This window comes from Pseudomonas sp. Mn2068, assembly GCF_049319725.1.
Classification (GTDB): Bacteria; Pseudomonadota; Gammaproteobacteria; order Pseudomonadales; family Pseudomonadaceae; genus Aquipseudomonas; species Aquipseudomonas gingeri.
Genome location: NZ_JBMOUG010000017.1, coordinates 1 through 16,336 on the forward strand (window position 1 = coordinate 1; position 16,336 = coordinate 16,336).

Here is a 16,336-nt window from a genome sequence, read left to right on the forward strand (position 1 = left end):
CCGCCGTCGAGCTTCTGGGAAAAGCTGCCGAGCACGTCGAGGCCGAAGCCGACCGTGCCCTGGGTGAAGCCGGATTTTGCGTCGAGGATGAAGTTCTGCGTCCATTCCTCGGCCTTGCCCTGGGGATAGGCGGGGTTGGTGAAATTGCGATTGATGTAGAAGTTACGCAGGTTCAGGTTGGCCTGGGCATCCTCCACGAAGCCATGTTCCTCGGCCATGGCCGGCAGGGTCGCACCGGCCATGACGAGGGCCAGCAGGGCGGGGGAGGGAAGCTTGCTCGTGTTCAGTGGCTTCATGGATCGGTCTCTCTAATTGTTAGGGATGAAGCAGGGCGCAGCCGCAACCAGGGGTTGCAGACAAAAGGCGTGGACAGGGAAACGGGCGGGTGCGATCAGCCGCTGAGGGCAGGGCGTCGAGGCATGGTGGATGAACCTGTTGTTATTGGTATGGGTCTGTGGGAAGGAATGTTGCGTTGGACCCACCGCCCGGTTCAATCGCGCTTTGGCGGTTCTGGGCGATTACCGAACGGAACAGCGCAGGCATGAAAAAACCCGCCGATGGCGGGTTTTTTGTGTCGCGTGAAAGGCCTCAGCCCTTCGGTGGTGTTTCGTCGATCGGGCGGGCCTGACCGGTCTGCTCGTTCCAGCCACCGCCGAGGGCCTTGTACAGGTTGACCTCGCTGGTGAGCTGCGACAGGCGATCGCTGATCAGCGATTGCTGGGCCGTGAACAGCTGGCGCTGGGCATCGAGGAACGTCAGGTTGCTGTCGACACCGATGCGGTAGCGCCGCTCGGCCAGGCGGTAGTAGTCCTGGTTGGCGGCGACCAGGTCACGCTGGGCCTGCAACTGCTGGTTGAAGGTCTGGCGTGCGGCCAGGCCATCGGAGACTTCCTGGAAGCCGGTCTGGATCGCTTTCTCGTAGTTGGCGACGCTGATGTCCTTCTGGATCTTCGAGTAGTCCAGGCTGGCCCTCAGGCTGCCGGCGTTGAAGATCGGAATGCTGATCTTCGGCGCGAACAACCAGGTCCCCGAACCGCCCTTGAACAGGCCGCCCAGGTCCGGGCTCAAGGTCCCGGCGTTGGCGGTCAGGCTGATGCTCGGGAAGAACGCCGCGCGCGCGGCACCGATATTGGCATTGGCCGCCATCAACTGGTGCTCGGCACCGAGAATGTCCGGGCGCCGTTGCAGCAGGTCCGACGGCAGGCCGGCGGGCATGTCGCTGAGCAGCTTGGCCGACAGCGGTTGAGCGGCCGGCAGGTTGGCCGGCAGGCCGGTGCCCAGCAGCAGCGTCAGGTTGTTCTGGTCTTCGGCGACCTGGCGGGTGAACTGCGCCAGCTTGACCCGTGCGCCTTCCACCGAGGTCCGCGACTGGCTCAGGTCCAGGGCGGACGCCACGCCGACTTCGTTGCTGCGCGAGGTCAGCTTGTAGCTTTCCTCGTAGGCCGCCAGGGTGTCCTGGGTCAGCTTGAGCAGTTCCTTGTCGGCCTGCCAGGTCAGGTAGGCGTTGGCGACGCTGGCCACCAGGCTGATCTGCGTGGTGCGGCGGGCTTCTTCGCTGGCGAAGTAAGTCTGCAGCGCCTGCTCGCTCAGGCTGCGGATCCGCCCGAACAGGTCCAGCTCATAGGAGCTGACCCCGAGGGTGGCCGAGTACTGGCTGCTGATCCCCGCCTTGCCGCTGGCCGAGGCGTCGGCCGGCAGGCGTTGGCGGCTGCCGCTGCCGTCGGCGCTGACCGCCGGGAACAGGTCGGCACGCTGGATCTGGTACTGGGCGCGGTAGGCTTCGATGTTCAGCGCCGCGACACGCAGGTCGCGGTTGTTTTCCAGCGCGACCTGGATCAGCTGTTGCAGGGCCGGGTCGCTGAAGAACTGGCGCCAGCCCTGTTCGGCTGCCGCGACATTCGCCGCCTGGGCCGGCGAGTAGGCCGGTCCTTGCGGGTACTGTGCCGCTACCGGCGCTTCCGGGCGCTGGTAGTCGGGAATCAACGAGCAACCGCTGAGCACGAAGGCTGCGACCGCTACGGAGAGAAGGGACTTGCTCATTGGCCAGCCTCGTTGCTTGGAGTTTCAGTAGTGTCTGGCTTCTTGTGCTGCTTCTCGCCGCCGATGGACGACACCGATACGAAGAACAGCGGCACCCAGAAGATCGCCAGGATCGTTGCGGTGATCATACCGCCAATTACGCCGGTACCGATGGCATGTTGGCTGCCCGAGCCGGCGCCGGTGGAAATCGCCAGCGGCACTACGCCGAGGATGAATGCCAGGGACGTCATGATGATCGGACGCAGACGCATGCGGCAAGCCTCGACGGCGGCCTCGACCAGGGTGCGGCCCTGTTCATGCAGTTCCTTGGCGAACTCCACGATCAGGATGGCGTTTTTCGCCGCCAGGCCGATGGTGGTCAACAGGCCCACCTGGAAGTACACGTCGTTGGACAGCCCGCGGAAGGTGGTTGCCAGCAGCGCACCGATAATCCCCAGCGGCACCACCAGTACTACCGCGATCGGAATCGACCAGCTTTCGTACAGGGCGGCCAGACACAGGAACACCATCAGCAGCGACAGGGCGAACAGCGCCGGCGCCTGGGAACCCGACTGCTTTTCCTCATACGACAGGCCGACCCAGGAAATCCCCACGCCCGCCGGCAGTTTCTCGGCGAGGGCCTCGACTTCCGCCAGGGCCTGGCCGGTACTGTAGCCAGGCGCCGGGGCACCCAGTACTTCCACGGCGGAAACACCGTTGAAGCGCGACAGTTTCGGCGAACCGTAGACCCACTCGCCCTTGGCGAACGCGGAGAACGGCACCATGATCCCGGCGCTGTTGCGCACGTACCATTTCTGCAGGTCCTCAGGGCTCATCCGCGAACTCGGCTTGCCCTGCACGAACACCTTCTTCACCCGACCACGGTCGATGAAGTCGTTGACGTAGCTGCCGCCCAGCGCAATCGACAGGCTGCTGTTGATGTCCGCGAGCGATACGCCCAGGGCACTGGCGCGCTCGTCGTCGATGCTCAGCTGGTACTGCGGTTCATCGTTCAGGCCGTTCGGACGCACCTGGGTGAGCACCTTGCTCTGTGCCGCCATGCCGAGGAACTGGTTACGAGCGGCCATCAGCTTCTCGTGACCGATACCGGCCTGGTCCTGCAGGTAGACGTCGAAACCGATGGCGTTACCCAGTTCCAGTACCGCGGGCGGGGCGAAGGCAAACACCATCGCGTCGCGGAACGAGAAGAAGTGCTGTTGCGCACGGGCCGCCAGGGCGAACACGTTGTTGGCCGTGGAGCGTTCGTGCCATGGCTTGAGCATGATGAACGCCAGGCCCGAGCTCTGGCCGTTACCGGCGAAGTTGAAACCGTTCACGGTGAAGACCGAGTTGACGGTGTCGCCTTCCTGCTCCAGCAGGTACGAACGCATCTCGTCGAGCACCACCTGGGTGCGCTCGGCGCTGGAGCCCGATGGCGTCTGGACCTGGGCGAACAGTACACCCTGGTCTTCTTCCGGCAGGAAGGAGGTGGGGATACGGGTGAACAGCCAGAGCATGCCGGCAAAGATGATCACGTAGACCAGCAGGTACGGCGCCTTGTGACGCAGGATGCTGCCCACGGTACGTTCGTAGCCGCGCACACTGCGGTCGAAGTTGCGGTTGAACCAGCCGAAGAAGCCGCGCTTGGCGGTGCCGTGGTCGCCCTTGGCAATCGGCTTGAGCATGGTGGCGCAGAGCGCCGGGGTGAAGATCAGGGCAACCATCACCGACAGGGCCATGGCCGAGACGATGGTGATCGAGAACTGCTTGTAGATCACCCCGGTCGAGCCGCCGAAGAACGCCATCGGCAGGAGTACCGCCGAGAGCACGAGGGCGATACCCACCAGTGCGCCCTGGATCTGCCCCATGGATTTCTTGGTGGCCTCCTTGGGTGACAGGCCTTCCTCGCTCATCACCCGCTCGACGTTTTCCACCACGACGATGGCATCGTCCACCAGCAGGCCGATGGCGAGCACCATGCCGAACATGGTCAGGGTGTTGATGCTGAAACCGGCCGCCGCGAGGATCCCGAAGGTCCCGAGCAATACCACCGGTACGGTCATGGTGGTGATGATGGTGGCGCGGAAGTTCTGCAGGAACAGGAACATCACCAGGAACACCAGCACGATCGCCTCGACCAGGGTTTCAACCACGCCCTTGATCGATTCGGTCACCACCGGCGTGGTGTCGTACGGGAACACGACTTCCATGCCAGGCGGGAAGAACGGCTGCAACTTGGCAATGGTCTGGCGCAGGGCCTTGGCGGTGTCCAGGGCGTTGGCACCGGCCGCGAGTTTCACCGCCAGGCCGGAGGCCGGCTTGCCGTTGTACTGGGCGTTGACGCTGTAGTTTTCGCCCCCGAGGCCGACATCGGCGACATCGCCCAGGCGTACTTGCGAGCCGTCCTGGTTGACCTTGAGCAGGATCGCCTTGAACTGCTCGGCGGTCTGCAGGCGGGTCTTGCCGATGATGGTGGCGTTCAACTGCTGGCCGGGCATGGCCGGCAGGCCACCCAGTTGCCCGGAGGACACCTGGACGTTCTGTGCGGCAATGGCGTTCTTCACGTCAACCGGGGTCAGCTTGAAGTTGTTCAGCTTGGCCGGGTCGAGCCAGATGCGCATCGCGTACTGGGCACCGAACACCTGGAAGTCACCGACACCCGGGGTCCGCGAGATCGGATCCTGCATGTTGGAGACGATGTAGTTCGCCAGGTCTTCCTTGACCATGCTGCCGTCGGTCGACACCACACCGATGACCAGCAGGAAGTTCTTCACCGACTTGGTCACGCGGATACCCTGTTGCTGCACTTCCTGTGGCAGCAGCGGGGTAGCCAGGTTCAGCTTGTTCTGCACCTGGACCTGGGCGGTATCGGGGCTGGTGCCCTGGTTGAAGGTTGCGGTGATGGTCATGCTGCCGTCGGAGTTACTCGACGACTCGATGTAGCGCAGGTTGTCGATACCGTTGAGCTGCTGCTCGATCACCTGGACCACGGTGTCCTGCACGGTCTGCGCCGAGGCGCCCGGGTAGGTCACGGCGATCGCGATGGCCGGTGGAGCAATGGCCGGGTACTGGTTGATCGGCAACTTGAGGATCGATAGAGCCCCGACCAACATGATCACCAGGGCGATAACCCAGGCGAAGATCGGACGGTCGATAAAAAATTTCGACATGGTTTACTCCCCTTTGCTGCCTGCGGCTTTTTCTGTGGCCGGGGCAGGTGCCGGGTTGGCTGCCTTCACGTTGGTGGCTTCGGTGGCCTTGACTTCAATGCCAGGACGCACGAACTGGAGACCTTCGGTGATCACGCGATCGCCGGCGTTCAGGCCGTCTTCGATCAGCCATTGGCTGCCGACGGTACGGGTGGCCTTGAGCTGGCGCAGCTCGACCTTGTTGTCAGGCCCGACGACCATCGCGGTCGGCACGCCCTTGAGGTCGCGGGTCACGCCCTGTTGCGGGGCGAGGATCGCCGCGCTCTTCACACCAGCCTGCAACCGGGCGTGCACGAACATGCCGGGCAGCAGGGTGTGATCGGGGTTTGGGAACACCGCTCGCAGGGTCACGGAACCGGTGGTTTCATCCACGGTGACTTCCGAGAACTCCAGCTTGCCGTCCTGCTGGTACTGGCTGCCGTCTTCGAGGGTCAGCTTGACCGTCGCGGCGTTGTCGCCAGCCTTTTGCAGGCGACCGCTTTCCAGGTCGCGGCGCAGTTGCAGCAGCTCCGCGGTGGATTGCGTGACGTCGACGTAGATCGGGTCGAGTTGCGAGATCGTTGCCATGGCATCGGCCTGGCCGGAGCTGACCAGCGCGCCCTCGGTCACCGAAGAACGGCCGATACGTCCGGACAGCGGGGCATACACCTTGGTGTAGCGCACGTTGATCTGGGCGCTTTGCAGGGCCGCTTCCGATTGCAGGCGGTTGGCGACGGCGGTGTCGTATTCCTGGCGGCTGACGGCCTGCTCGTTGACCAACTGCTTGTAGCGGTCGGCGATCGACTTGGTCGATTGCAGGTTCGCCTCGGCACTCTTCAGGGTCGCTTCATAGACCGACGGATCGATCTGATAGAGCTGCTGGCCGGCTTTGACATCGCCGCCCTCCTTGAACAGGCGCTTGAGAATGATGCCGTTGACCTGGGGACGGACTTCCGCGATGCGATAGGCCGTGGTCCGGCCCGGAAGATCGGAGGTCAGGGTAAAGGTCTGGGGCTGCAGGGTGACGACGCCGACCTGAGGCGCGGGAGGGGCTGCCGGGGCGGCCTTTTCCTCTTTACATCCGCTGAGCAGCGATGCCAGGGCGACGGCGGTGACCAGAGCGGTAACAGCTGGCTTGAGTTGCATGAAGATCCTCGGGTCAGGCGCGCACGATGCGCACAAGAAAAGTGGAAGGGTATTAAAGGTGATCCGACTGGATAAATAGGTTGCTAATGAATATACTTACATTCATGGTTGTTTGTAAATACTTGCACTTTTCGTGAAAGTAGTGACAAAGCATTGAATTCATTTCGGGAAAAGGCACAAGAATCGCCGCCCGTCGTTAATCTCGGATCAAGCCCAGGGGCCATCCGAGGCACCCTGATTGAGGTTGTACTGCCATGGTCCGTCGCACCAAAGAGGAAGCTCAGGAAACCCGGAGCCAGATACTCGAAGCTGCCGAAAAGGCGTTCTACGAGCGTGGTGTGGCGCGCACGACCCTGGCCGATATCGCGACCCTGGCGGGGGTGACACGGGGCGCCATCTACTGGCATTTCAGCAACAAGGCCGATCTGGTGCAGGCGATGCTCGACTCGCTGCGCGAGCCGCTGGATGACATGGCCAAGGCCAGTGAAGACCAGGATGAACTTGATCCGCTGGGCTGCATGCGCCAGCTGCTGGTGCATTACTTCCAGCAGGTGGCCCTTGATCCGAAAGTCCGACGCATCAATGAAATTCTGTTTCATAAGTGCGAGTTCACCGATGAAATGTGTGATTTGCGTCGCCAGCGACGTGCCGCCAGCCTGGACTGCAACGTGCACATCGAACTGGCCTTGCGTAATGCGGTGAGCCGAGGACAACTTCCCGAAAACCTCGATACGGCCCGCGCGGCCATCAGCATCCATGCCTGGATTGATGGCATTCTCTATCAGTGGTTGCTGGCACCCGACAGCTTCAACCTGGCTGACGATGCCGAACGCTGGGTCGATACAGGATTGGATATGCTGCTCCTGAGCCCCAGCCTGCGCAATTGAGTCAAAATGCGTAATTGAGTCTAGTTGTGTCAACATTTAACGCTAGTAACAAAAGCAGCGCGGTTACCGACAGCGGGCCACATTTATATACCTGTGGGCTGAAACTTGGTAGTTAGTGTGCTAAGTATTTTGTAGCAAATTTGTTGCGAGCGTGTGAATGAATGTATCGAATCTGCTGCACAAGAGCGCCGAGCAGCCACTCAAGGGCATTGCCCTGATCGGCGTGGCGGTACTGTTGTTCGCCAGCCATGATGCCCTGTCCAAGTACCTGTCGGGTTTTTACCCGATCGTGATGGTGGTCTGGGCCCGTTATGTGGTCCACACGCTGTTGATGCTGGTGGTCTTCGTGCCCCGCAGCGGCTTTTCGGCGGTGGTCCGCACCCGGCGTCCCGGCCTGCAGCTGCTGCGTGCCTTGTGCCTGATCGGCACCAGCCTGTTTTTCACCACCGGCTTGCGCTATATCCCGCTGGCGGAAGCCACCTCGGTCAACTTTCTCGCGCCCTTGCTGGTGACCGCCTTGTCGGTGCCGCTGCTGGGCGAGCGGGTGAGCCGCGGGCAATGGGCGGCGGTGATCGCCGGTTTTGTCGGGGTGCTGATCGTGGTGCGACCGGGCGGGGCATTGTTCACCCCGGCGATCCTGCTGCCGTTGTGTTCGGCGCTGTGTTTCGGCTTCTATCAGTTGCTGACCCGGATGCTCAGTGGCGTCGACAGCCCGACCACCAGCAACTTCCTCACCGGCATCCTCAACAGCCTGATCATGAGTGCGTTGCTGCCGTTTTTCTGGAGCACCCCGACCCTGGTCCATGGCCTGTTCATGATCGGCCTGGGCACCTGCGGCATGCTCGGCCACATGTTCCTGACCCAGGCCTTCCGCCATGCCGCGCCGGCGATGCTGGCGCCGTTCAGCTACGGGCAGATCCTGTTCGCGGGCATGTACGGCTACCTGATTTTCGATCACACGCCGGACATGTTCGCCGTGGCCGGGATCGCGGTGATCTGCCTGAGCGGACTGGCGGTGGCCTGGGGGCAACGCAAGCGCGCGTGACCCCTGGCCGGGATTCAGCCATTGCGATTTCGGCTGAGAAAGGTCGCCAGCGATGATTGCCAGCCGCCATTGCGGACCATCTGGAGCAGGCTTCTGCGCCAGATGTCCCTCAGGGTTTCGGCTTTTTCCGCGTCCGGTGCCGAGGGGGACGTCGCAGGATTCTGCCCCGTGGCCTCCTGCTTCTGTCTTGCCAGGCGTTCCAATGTCACTGGCTCCAGAATCTCGCTGGATTTATGCTCGATATACCCTTGGTGCGACTGATAAGTCTGGAACTGGGGAGGCAGCGTCACATCCGGGTCGCCTGTAGTGGAAAACCGGGTGACGACCTTTTCCAGGAAGTCGAAGTCGCAGATATGGTAGGCGCCATGTCCAGGGTCGAGCATGTAACGGAGGAAATCCTGATCCAGGGCACTGCCTTTTATAACGTCGCCGTCGAGAATGCGCGCGGCCGTTGCAGCGTCCTTGTCAGTGAAACTATAGCTTAGTTGATGCCCTTCAATATCGTACCTGTTTCCGCTGTTCAGGTTTCCCAGCATGGTGCCATTTTGGAATTGACGATATTCGGCCAAGTCCCTGGCCAGAGATGTGACATATCTTGGCGCAGCGCCCTGTTCTTGAGCAAACTCATAGATATGTGCCAATAAGTCTCTATCGGCGCTGGTCAGGTAATACTTTTCACTCTTGGTGGAATCCAGAACCGTTTCGAAGCGAGGGTTGGGTTCCCCGCCATATAGATGAGTGATCAGTAACGCCTGGCCGCTCAAGGAAACAGCTGGCGGTGGGCTGGAAGCTAGGGGGTGTTCCACGACTGTAGGCGCTGGCGCTGCCTTTGTCTGGGGAGGAGGAAAGTTGAGCGGGGTTTCTGATTGAGTGATTTTCATCTTTCGATTCTCTGGCCATATCAAAGCTCCGTCAGCGTATGGAGGGCTGACGGAGGCACCTGTCATTGGTAGTTGTACTCAAAGGTAATGCTGTCTTCCCCTTGCGCGTGGGCGGGGTTTTTCAGATCTTCCGATATATGGGTGATATGGATTTTTGCTCCATGTCCAAATCGTTTTCCATTGGCCCGGTTGGTGCTCCCTGTCGAATTTGGAGCGATGATCTCGCAGTCCGTTTCGGTGTTTGAATAGGGTTCGAAATAGCAGAGTTTTACTCTTTCGTTTATGGCTTCTGGAAAAAACGTCGTGCTCCAGCGAATATTTTTCAGCTTCATCGTAACGTTTGTCGGATGAGCGAAATCGGCGAGTAATATCCGATGTGTTGAGGTGCCTGTATTGATATAGCTGAACATGCTCGGCGGTTTTGCCGATTTGGTAATGCTCGCGTCGGTGGCGAAAGTTGAGGTACTTGCCAAAAGCAAGGAGAGCGAAAGCAGCTTTTTCATAAGGATATTCCTGAAAAAAGAGAGTGTTGTTTATGTTTTCCTTTGGACCGATCACTGCGTAGCGCAGATGCCTTATAAGAGTCGGCCGTTGGAAGGGGGACTAAATAGGAATGGTTTCCGTTTGATCTGTGGGAATTTTCTATGGCCGTCAGCGAGTTGGGCGACACGGGATTTGCGTTGGAGTACGTCTCGCCGCCAGCAATGGCAAAACTCGAAGGCGCGGCGCCATTCAGGTCGATCCCGGTGCCCAGCAGTGCCAAGGTGCGCGAGGAATCGTTATGGATTTCCACTGCTGTCACGATGCCCGAGGCAAAGGCGGCCAATGAAAGCAGGGCGGACAGGGCCCCGCAGAGCAGTGCGATACTGACGGATTGCTTAAGCCGGATCTTTGGAACAACGCCATTCCATGGCGTTGCACGCCTTTCAGTCAGGGCGATTTCTGCTGAGAAAGGTCGCCAGCGATGATTGCCAGCCGCCATTGCGGACCATCTGGAGCAGGCTTCTGCGCCAGATGTCCTGCAGGGTTTCGGCTTTTTCCGCGCTCGGTGCCGGAGTAGGCGCCGCAGGATTTTGCCCCGTGGCCTCCTGCTTCTGTCTTGCCAGGCGTTCCAATGTCACTGGCTCCAGAATCTCCCTGGATTTATGCTCGATATAGCCTTGATGCGACTGATAAGTCTGGAATTGGGGAGGCAGCGTCACATCCGGGTCGCCTGTAGTGGAAAAGCGGGTGATGACCTTTTCCAGGAAGTCGAAGTCGCAGATATGGTAGGCGCCATGTCCAGGGTCGAGCATGTAACGGAGGAAATCCTGATCCAGGGCACTGCCTTTTATAACGTCGCCGTCGAGAATGCGCGCGACCGTTGCAGCATCTTTGTCGATGAAACTGTAGCTTAGCTGGTGTCCTTCAATGTCGTACATATGACCGCTGTTCAAGCTGCCCAGCATGGTGCCATTTTGAAATTTTCGGTAGTTGGCCAGATCTCTGGCGAGGGCTGTGACATATCTTGGCGCGGCGCCCTGTTCTTGAGCAAATTCATAGATGGAAGCCAGTAGATCCCTATCGGCTTGAGTCAGATAATATTTTTCACTCTTGATTGGGTCAAGAACTGTTTCGAAAGGCGGGTTGGCTTGTCCGCTGTATAAGTGGGTGAGCAGTAGCGCTTGACCACTAATAGATATCGACGATGGGGTGTCGGTTGTTGTAGTGCTTGTTGAGGGTAACGGCTTTTCGGTTTTTTCGTTTTTTTTGGGGGAATGGAGATATGGTTTTTCTAAGGAGGTGATTTTCATGTTGACAATCCGTAGGGGGCTTTAGAGCTCCGCCAACAAATGGTTGCTGGCGGAGGCGCTTGTTATTGATAGCTATACTCAAAGGTAATGGAGTCCTCTCCTACAGGATGGGCGGGATTTTTAAGATCGTCTGATATGTGGGTGAGGTAGACTTTCACTCCGTGTCCGAATCGCTTTTCATTAAATTTATTGGTTGTGCCCGCCGAGTTGGGGGTGATCGCTTGGCAGTCTATTGCCGTTGTGGAGTAAGGCTCGAAATAACAAAGCTGTATTCTTTCGTTAATTGCGTCGGGAAAGAGTGTCGTGCTCCAGCGAATGCTTTTGAGCTTCATCGTAAGGTTTATCGGGTGAGTGAAGTCGGCGAACGACGTTCGATGTATTGAAGTAGCCGTATTGATATAACTGAACATGCTCGGCGGTTTTGCCGATTTGGTAATACTCGCATCGGTGGCGAAAGTTGGGGTACTTGCCAAAAGCAAGGCGAGCGAAAGCAGCTTTTTCATGAGGGTATTCCTGAAAAAAGAGAGTGTTGTTTATGTTTTATGGGGCATGCCGGCTCCGGGTTTCCGTGGGCGGTCCCCGGGGCGCGTGGCTGTACTGAGGGAGGCCAGGACCCGGAAGGGAGCTGCAGGAGAGCGCTATCGGATCAGTCATCACGAAGTGCCTCCACCGGTTGCAGGCGAGAGGCTTTCAGCGCCGGATGCAGGCCAAAGAACAGTCCGGTCAACAGCGAACTGCCGATCCCGAGCAGCAACGCTTCGGGGGCCAGATGCAGGGACCAGCCGGCAAGATGACTGAAGATCAGCGCGACCAGGCTTCCCAGGACCGCTCCCAGCAGGGCACCGAGCAGCGACATGCACAGCGCCTCGCAGAGAAAGGCATCGCGGATATCCCGGGGGCGGGCACCGAGTGCCAGGCGCAGGCCGATTTCCCGTCGACGTTCGGCGAGGTTCATCAGCATCACGTTCATCACCCCGACGCCCGCCACCAGCAGGACAATGCCGCCGAGTCCGCCCAGCAGTCGGGAGAAGGTGGCGGCCTGGCGCTTCAGACCGTCGAGCAGTTGCTGCGGTATCCGCACCTCGACGTCCCGGCCCTGGAGCAGGGCCCGCAAATGGACCTTCAGTGCTTGCGCCATGGCGTGCGGGTCGGCATCCGGCGCGATCCTGATAATCAGGCCGTCGATTTTCGGCTCGGTAAACAAGCGTCGCAGACTGTGCACGGGGATCACGATCGAGTGATTGATATCCAGTGGCAGCAATGGGTTGTTGGGCTGGCGAGCCGCGATGCCGATGACATCGAACAGATAGCCTTCGACAGGCAATTGGTCACCCGGGCGCAGGGGATGGCCCTGTTCCGATAATTGTCGTGCGACCTCTGCGCCGACCACGACAAAGGTTTCCCGGCGGTCGAATACGCTCAGGAAGCGACCATCGCGCATCTGCAGGCCCAGGGCCGCCGCCAGATCGCTGGTGGTGCCGAGCAGGGCGCTGTCGACTTCGATTGCAGAGCGGCGCAAACGCGTGGAATGCAGGCTGACGGGGGCAATATCGATCAGATGGGGCAGGGCGTTGCGCAAGGTGGCCGGATCGAACGTCGTGGTGGGTGTCCGGGAGGTTTTGCCGCTCGGCGGGAAGCTGACGACCAGCATGTCCGTCCCCATGGCCTGGAACGAACGCAAGGCTTCGGCTTGCGCACTGTTGCCGATGTTCAGCAGGGCAACGATCGAGCCGCTGCCGACCACCAGGCCCAACAGGCTCAGCCAGGTGCGTCGGCCGGCCAGCCACAGGTTGGCGATAGCCTCGGCGAGTACCTGGCGCGGGAGGGGGCCGTAATGTTCGAGATGGATCATGCCGCACTCCTCCTTTGGACCGATCACTGCGTAGCGCAGATGCCTCATAAGAGTCGGCCGTTGGAAGGGGGGCTAAATAGGAATGGTTTCCGCTTGTTGTGTGGGAATTTTCTATTGCCGGCAGCGAGTTGAGCGACATCGGGCATCCGCTGAAGCGGGTTTCAGCGGATGCCCGGTGACTCAGCTCATGCTGAATTTCACGCTATAGCTGTAGGGCGGGGCCTTGAGCGTCTTGTTCAGTCGGGCCTTGCAGGATGCCCGGCGTTCGCCGATCGACTCGGCTTCCCGTGTCCACACCGGCAGGTAGCTGTGGCGGGGTGCCTGGGCGAAACGCTGTTGCAGGGAATGCTGGGCCACGAAGCGGCATTTGCGGGGCCCCGAGCCATAGATGAACCAGGCCCGTGGTCCGGCGAGCTTCAGTTCCCGCCGCTCGCCGCCGGCAATGGAAAAGCTCGAAGGCGAGGCGCCATTCAGGTCGATGCCGGTGCCCAGCAACTCCAGGGGTTGGGAGGAGTCGTTGTGGATTTCCACCGCGGTGACGATGCCTGAGGCATAGGCGGCAAATGAAAGCAGGGCGGACAGGGCACCGCAGAACAGCGCGATGCTGAAGGATTGCAGCAGGAGAGTCATGTTAATTCCTTTTAGGTCGGATCTTGGAAGCAACGCCATTCCGTGGCGTTGCACGCTTTTCCGAAGAGGGGAGGAAAAGCGCCGGGTAAGTATGCGGACTGTGGCGAGGAATACCCGCGACAAAGCCCCCTTTGTCCTGTGAGTGTTTTCCGATAGTGATGTAGTTGAATTCGGTAGAGACAAAAAAGCCCCGGCTCTGGCGAACCGGGGCTTTTTCTTGCGGCCTTCAGTGCGTCACTGGCGGCTCAGAGCGTCGGGTAGTCGATGTAGCCGACCGGGCCCTTGCCGTAGAAGGTTTCAGGGTGGGGATCGTTCAACGGGGCGTCGGCCTTCAGGCGGGCCGGCAGGTCCGGGTTGGCAATGAACGGTACACCGAAGGCCACTGCGTCGGCCTTGCCGCTGGACAGCCAGGCATTGGCGCTGTCCTTGGTGAAGCGTTCGTTGGCGATGTAGGGACCGCCGAAAGCGGCTTTCAACTGTGGACCGAGGCTGTCAGCGGCTTCCTTCTCGCGGGAGCAGATGAAGGCGATACCGCGCTTGCCCAGCTCGCGGGCGACGTAGGTGAAGGTCTCCGAGAGGTTCTCGTCGCCCATGTCGTGGGAGTCGGCACGTGGCGCCAGGTGCATGCCGACACGGCCGGCGCCCCAGATTTCCACCACGGCGTCGGTGACTTCGAGCAACAGGCGGGCACGGTTTTCCAGGGAACCGCCGTAGTTGTCGGTGCGCTGGTTGGTGCTGCTTTGCAGGAACTGGTCGAGCAGGTAGCCGTTGGCCCCGTGGATTTCCACGCCGTCGAAACCGGCAGCCTTGGCGTTTTCCGCGCCGACGCGGTAGGCCTCGACGATATCGGCGATTTCAGCGGTTTCCAGTGCCCGTGGTGTCGGGTAGTCGGACAGCGGACGGACCAGGCTGACGTGGCCCTTGGGCTGGATGGCGCTCGGTGCGACCGGCAGTTCGCCGTTCAGGTACGACGTGTGGGAAACCCGGCCGACGTGCCACAGTTGCAGGAAGATCCGGCCACCGGCGGCGTGGACGGCCTTGGTGACGTTGCTCCAGCCGCGCACCTGGTCGTTGGACCAGATGCCCGGGGTGTCCGGGTAGCCGACGCCCATCGGGGTGACCGAGGTCGCTTCGCTGAGGATCAGGCCGGCGGAGGCGCGCTGGACGTAGTACTCGGCCATCAGGGCGTTCGGTACCCGGCCTTCATCGGCACGGCAGCGGGTCAGCGGCGCCATGATGATGCGGTTCGGCAGTTCGAGGTCGCCCAGCTTGATCGGATCGAAAATAGTAGTCATGTGCACAAACCTTTTTGCTGATTAGTGGGTAGCGGGAGCCAGGTCGGCATTGCCGCCCTGGCGAAAGGTGATCAGGGTCACCAGCAGTGCGAGCACTGCCAGTGCCGCAGCGGCCAGGGGCACGCTGGTCAGGCCGAAACCGTGGGCGATGACGCTGCCGCCGATCCAGGCACCGAGGGCGTTGCCGATGTTGAAGGCGCCGATATTCAGGGTCGAGACCAGGTTCGGCGCGGCCTGGCCATAGGTCACCACGTTGACCTGCAACGCGGGGACGGCGGCGAAACAGGCGGTGGCCCAGAGGAACAGGGTGATTTCAGCCGGAACGACAATCAGGCTGGTCCAGGTCAGTACGGTGGCCAGCACGGCCATGGCGATGAACACCCCGATCAGCGTCGCCGACAGGCTCTTGTCCGCCAGCTTGCCGCCGATGATATTGCCGACGGTCAGGCCCAGGCCCATCAGTACCAGGGTCCAGGTCACGCCCCGCGGCGAAACGCCGGTGACTTCGCCGAGCAACGGCGCGATGTAGGTGAACAGGGCGAATACCGAAGCGGAGAACAGCGCGGTCATGCTCAGGGACAGCCACAGGCCGGCACCCTTGAGGGCCGCGAGTTCGGCACGCATGTCGAGTTTTTCTTCATCGCGCTTGGCCGGCAGGAAGCGGATCAGGCCGATCAGCGCGATCACGCCGATGACGGTCACCGCCCAGAAGGTCGAGCGCCAGCCGGCCTGCTGGCCCAGGGCGGTGCCCAGGGGCACGCCGAGCACGTTGGCCAGGGTCAGGCCGGTGAACATCAGGGCCACGGCCGAGGCACGCTTGTCCGGGCTGACCAGGTTGGCCGCCACCACCGAACCGATGCCGAAGAAGGCGCCATGGCACAGGGCGGTGACGATGCGCGCGAGCATCAGCACGTTGTAGTCGCTGGCCACCGCGCAGAGCAGGTTGCCGATGATAAAGATGCCCATCAGGGCCACCAGGGCCGCCTTGCGTGGCAGCCGGGCAGTGGCCATGGCCATGAATGGCGCGCCGATGGCCACGCCCAGGGCGTAGCCGGTCACCAGCCAGCCGGCGCCGGGGATCGAGACCCCGAGGTCCGCCGCGACATCGGGCAACAGGCCCATGATGACGAACTCGGTCGTGCCGATGGCGAAGGCGCTCAGGGCCAGGATAAGTAGCGAGAGGGGCATCGGGTACGGTCCTTTTAGAGCTCTTGGCTCATGATGCGGAGGAATTCCTGGATGGTTTCCTCGTTGCGTTTGAAGAAGTGCCACTGGCCTGCTTTCTGGCTGCTGATCAGGCCAGCCCGTTGCAGCGTCGCCAGGTGGGCGGACACGGTCGACTGCGACAAGCCGCAGCGTTGGTCGATCTGTCCGGCGCAGATGCCGTATTCATGGTGGTGCTGCTGGTCCGGGAACTGGGTTTCCGGATCTTTCAGCCAGTTGAGGATGTCTCGGCGTACTGGGTGTGCCAGCGCTTTTATTATTTCGTCGAGGTCAATGGTCATGGCAGTGTCTCAGGGTGGTAAAACGGTATATCGCGATGGGGCGAAATATAAATCGCTATTTCGCGATATACCAATATGATTTCGATCTGACCTCA

General features: G+C 60.8%; 16 protein-coding genes. 2 read left to right on the forward strand and 14 right to left on the reverse strand.

All coding sequences use genetic code 11. From position 1 onward, the window contains the following. From ACL9RJ_RS27945 to ACL9RJ_RS27960, 4 genes are all read right to left on the reverse strand, one after another. Positions 1–296, reverse strand: a 296-nt coding sequence (locus ACL9RJ_RS27945; protein ID WP_422765865.1) for an OprD family outer membrane porin, incomplete at its 3' end; no start/stop codon positions are given. 292 nt (positions 297–588) lie between these two features. Further along, a complete protein-coding gene (adeC, locus tag ACL9RJ_RS27950; protein WP_103032624.1) occupies positions 589–2,040 on the reverse strand; it encodes an AdeC/AdeK/OprM family multidrug efflux complex outer membrane factor in 1,452 nt (483 codons plus the stop codon). Next, the gene (locus ACL9RJ_RS27955) at positions 2,037–5,189 is read right to left on the reverse strand and encodes an efflux RND transporter permease subunit (protein WP_017127699.1); all 3,153 of its coding nucleotides are present in this window, start codon (positions 5,187–5,189) and stop codon (positions 2,037–2,039) included. The genes adeC and ACL9RJ_RS27955 overlap by 4 nt, the downstream gene beginning before the upstream one ends. A gap of 3 nt (positions 5,190–5,192) precedes the next feature. Further along, positions 5,193–6,353: an efflux RND transporter periplasmic adaptor subunit gene (locus ACL9RJ_RS27960; protein ID WP_017127700.1), complete on the reverse strand. Its 1,161-nt coding sequence runs from the start codon at positions 6,351–6,353 to the stop codon at positions 5,193–5,195. 254 nt (positions 6,354–6,607) lie between these two features. Between ACL9RJ_RS27960 and emhR the strand changes: the two genes are divergently transcribed. Next, the gene (gene emhR, locus ACL9RJ_RS27965; RefSeq protein ID WP_017127701.1) at positions 6,608–7,240 is read left to right on the forward strand and encodes an efflux system transcriptional repressor EmhR; all 633 of its coding nucleotides are present in this window, start codon (positions 6,608–6,610) and stop codon (positions 7,238–7,240) included. 157 nt (positions 7,241–7,397) lie between these two features. Then, on the forward strand, positions 7,398–8,285 hold the full coding sequence (locus tag ACL9RJ_RS27970; protein ID WP_017127702.1) for a DMT family transporter: 888 nt from the start codon (positions 7,398–7,400) through the stop codon (positions 8,283–8,285). Positions 8,286–8,299: 14 nt separating this feature from the next. On the opposite strand, the gene ACL9RJ_RS27975 is transcribed toward ACL9RJ_RS27970, so the two are convergent. From ACL9RJ_RS27975 to ACL9RJ_RS28020, 10 genes are all read right to left on the reverse strand, one after another. Continuing rightward, a complete protein-coding gene (locus ACL9RJ_RS27975) occupies positions 8,300–9,166 on the reverse strand; it encodes a hypothetical protein (RefSeq protein ID WP_422765866.1) in 867 nt (288 codons plus the stop codon). Between the two features lie 62 nt (positions 9,167–9,228). Further along, positions 9,229–9,669, reverse strand: coding sequence for a hypothetical protein (locus ACL9RJ_RS27980; protein ID WP_103032626.1), 441 nt, complete (start codon positions 9,667–9,669; stop codon positions 9,229–9,231). Continuing rightward, positions 9,666–10,148, reverse strand: coding sequence for a hypothetical protein (locus ACL9RJ_RS27985; RefSeq protein WP_177116410.1), 483 nt, complete (start codon positions 10,146–10,148; stop codon positions 9,666–9,668). Before ACL9RJ_RS27985 ends, ACL9RJ_RS27980 begins: the two co-directional genes overlap by 4 nt. Then, on the reverse strand, positions 10,093–10,959 hold the full coding sequence (locus ACL9RJ_RS27990) for a hypothetical protein (RefSeq protein ID WP_422765867.1): 867 nt from the start codon (positions 10,957–10,959) through the stop codon (positions 10,093–10,095). The genes ACL9RJ_RS27985 and ACL9RJ_RS27990 overlap by 56 nt, the downstream gene beginning before the upstream one ends. 62 nt (positions 10,960–11,021) lie before the next feature. After that, the gene (locus ACL9RJ_RS27995) at positions 11,022–11,462 is read right to left on the reverse strand and encodes a hypothetical protein (protein ID WP_177118262.1); all 441 of its coding nucleotides are present in this window, start codon (positions 11,460–11,462) and stop codon (positions 11,022–11,024) included. 143 nt (positions 11,463–11,605) lie between these two features. Beyond that, positions 11,606–12,811: an ABC transporter permease gene (locus ACL9RJ_RS28000; RefSeq protein WP_017127705.1), complete on the reverse strand. Its 1,206-nt coding sequence runs from the start codon at positions 12,809–12,811 to the stop codon at positions 11,606–11,608. 180 nt (positions 12,812–12,991) lie between these two features. Then, entirely contained in the window at positions 12,992–13,441 is a 450-nt protein-coding gene (locus ACL9RJ_RS28005) for a hypothetical protein (protein ID WP_017127706.1), read from the reverse strand. A 245-nt stretch (positions 13,442–13,686) separates the two neighbouring features. After that, complete coding sequence (locus tag ACL9RJ_RS28010) at positions 13,687–14,736, reverse strand: alkene reductase (RefSeq protein ID WP_177085385.1); 1,050 nt, start codon at positions 14,734–14,736, stop codon at positions 13,687–13,689. Positions 14,737–14,757: 21 nt separating this feature from the next. Then, positions 14,758–15,924 (reverse strand): MFS transporter, encoded by a 1,167-nt coding sequence (locus ACL9RJ_RS28015; protein ID WP_017127708.1) that lies wholly within the window; start codon positions 15,922–15,924, stop codon positions 14,758–14,760. A 14-nt stretch (positions 15,925–15,938) separates the two neighbouring features. Further along, entirely contained in the window at positions 15,939–16,241 is a 303-nt protein-coding gene (locus tag ACL9RJ_RS28020; protein WP_017127709.1) for an ArsR/SmtB family transcription factor, read from the reverse strand. Between the last annotated feature and the right edge of the window lie 95 nt (positions 16,242–16,336).

Coding starts and splice junctions, on each gene's coding strand:
- adeC (WP_103032624.1), bottom strand. CDS start 2,040: ATGAGCAAGTCCCTTCTCTCCGTAGCGGTCGCAGCCTTCGTGCTCAGC.
- ACL9RJ_RS27955 (WP_017127699.1), bottom strand. CDS start 5,189: ATGTCGAAATTTTTTATCGACCGTCCGATCTTCGCCTGGGTTATCGCC.
- ACL9RJ_RS27960 (WP_017127700.1), bottom strand. CDS start 6,353: ATGCAACTCAAGCCAGCTGTTACCGCTCTGGTCACCGCCGTCGCCCTG.
- emhR (WP_017127701.1), top strand. CDS start 6,608: ATGGTCCGTCGCACCAAAGAGGAAGCTCAGGAAACCCGGAGCCAGATA.
- ACL9RJ_RS27970 (WP_017127702.1), top strand. CDS start 7,398: ATGAATGTATCGAATCTGCTGCACAAGAGCGCCGAGCAGCCACTCAAG.
- ACL9RJ_RS27975 (WP_422765866.1), bottom strand. CDS start 9,166: ATGAAAATCACTCAATCAGAAACCCCGCTCAACTTTCCTCCTCCCCAG.
- ACL9RJ_RS27980 (WP_103032626.1), bottom strand. CDS start 9,669: ATGAAAAAGCTGCTTTCGCTCTCCTTGCTTTTGGCAAGTACCTCAACT.
- ACL9RJ_RS27985 (WP_177116410.1), bottom strand. CDS start 10,148: ATGGCGGCTGGCAATCATCGCTGGCGACCTTTCTCAGCAGAAATCGCC.
- ACL9RJ_RS27990 (WP_422765867.1), bottom strand. CDS start 10,959: ATGAAAATCACCTCCTTAGAAAAACCATATCTCCATTCCCCCAAAAAA.
- ACL9RJ_RS27995 (WP_177118262.1), bottom strand. CDS start 11,462: ATGAAAAAGCTGCTTTCGCTCGCCTTGCTTTTGGCAAGTACCCCAACT.
- ACL9RJ_RS28000 (WP_017127705.1), bottom strand. CDS start 12,811: ATGATCCATCTCGAACATTACGGCCCCCTCCCGCGCCAGGTACTCGCC.
- ACL9RJ_RS28005 (WP_017127706.1), bottom strand. CDS start 13,441: ATGACTCTCCTGCTGCAATCCTTCAGCATCGCGCTGTTCTGCGGTGCC.
- ACL9RJ_RS28010 (WP_177085385.1), bottom strand. CDS start 14,736: ATGACTACTATTTTCGATCCGATCAAGCTGGGCGACCTCGAACTGCCG.
- ACL9RJ_RS28015 (WP_017127708.1), bottom strand. CDS start 15,924: ATGCCCCTCTCGCTACTTATCCTGGCCCTGAGCGCCTTCGCCATCGGC.
- ACL9RJ_RS28020 (WP_017127709.1), bottom strand. CDS start 16,241: ATGACCATTGACCTCGACGAAATAATAAAAGCGCTGGCACACCCAGTA.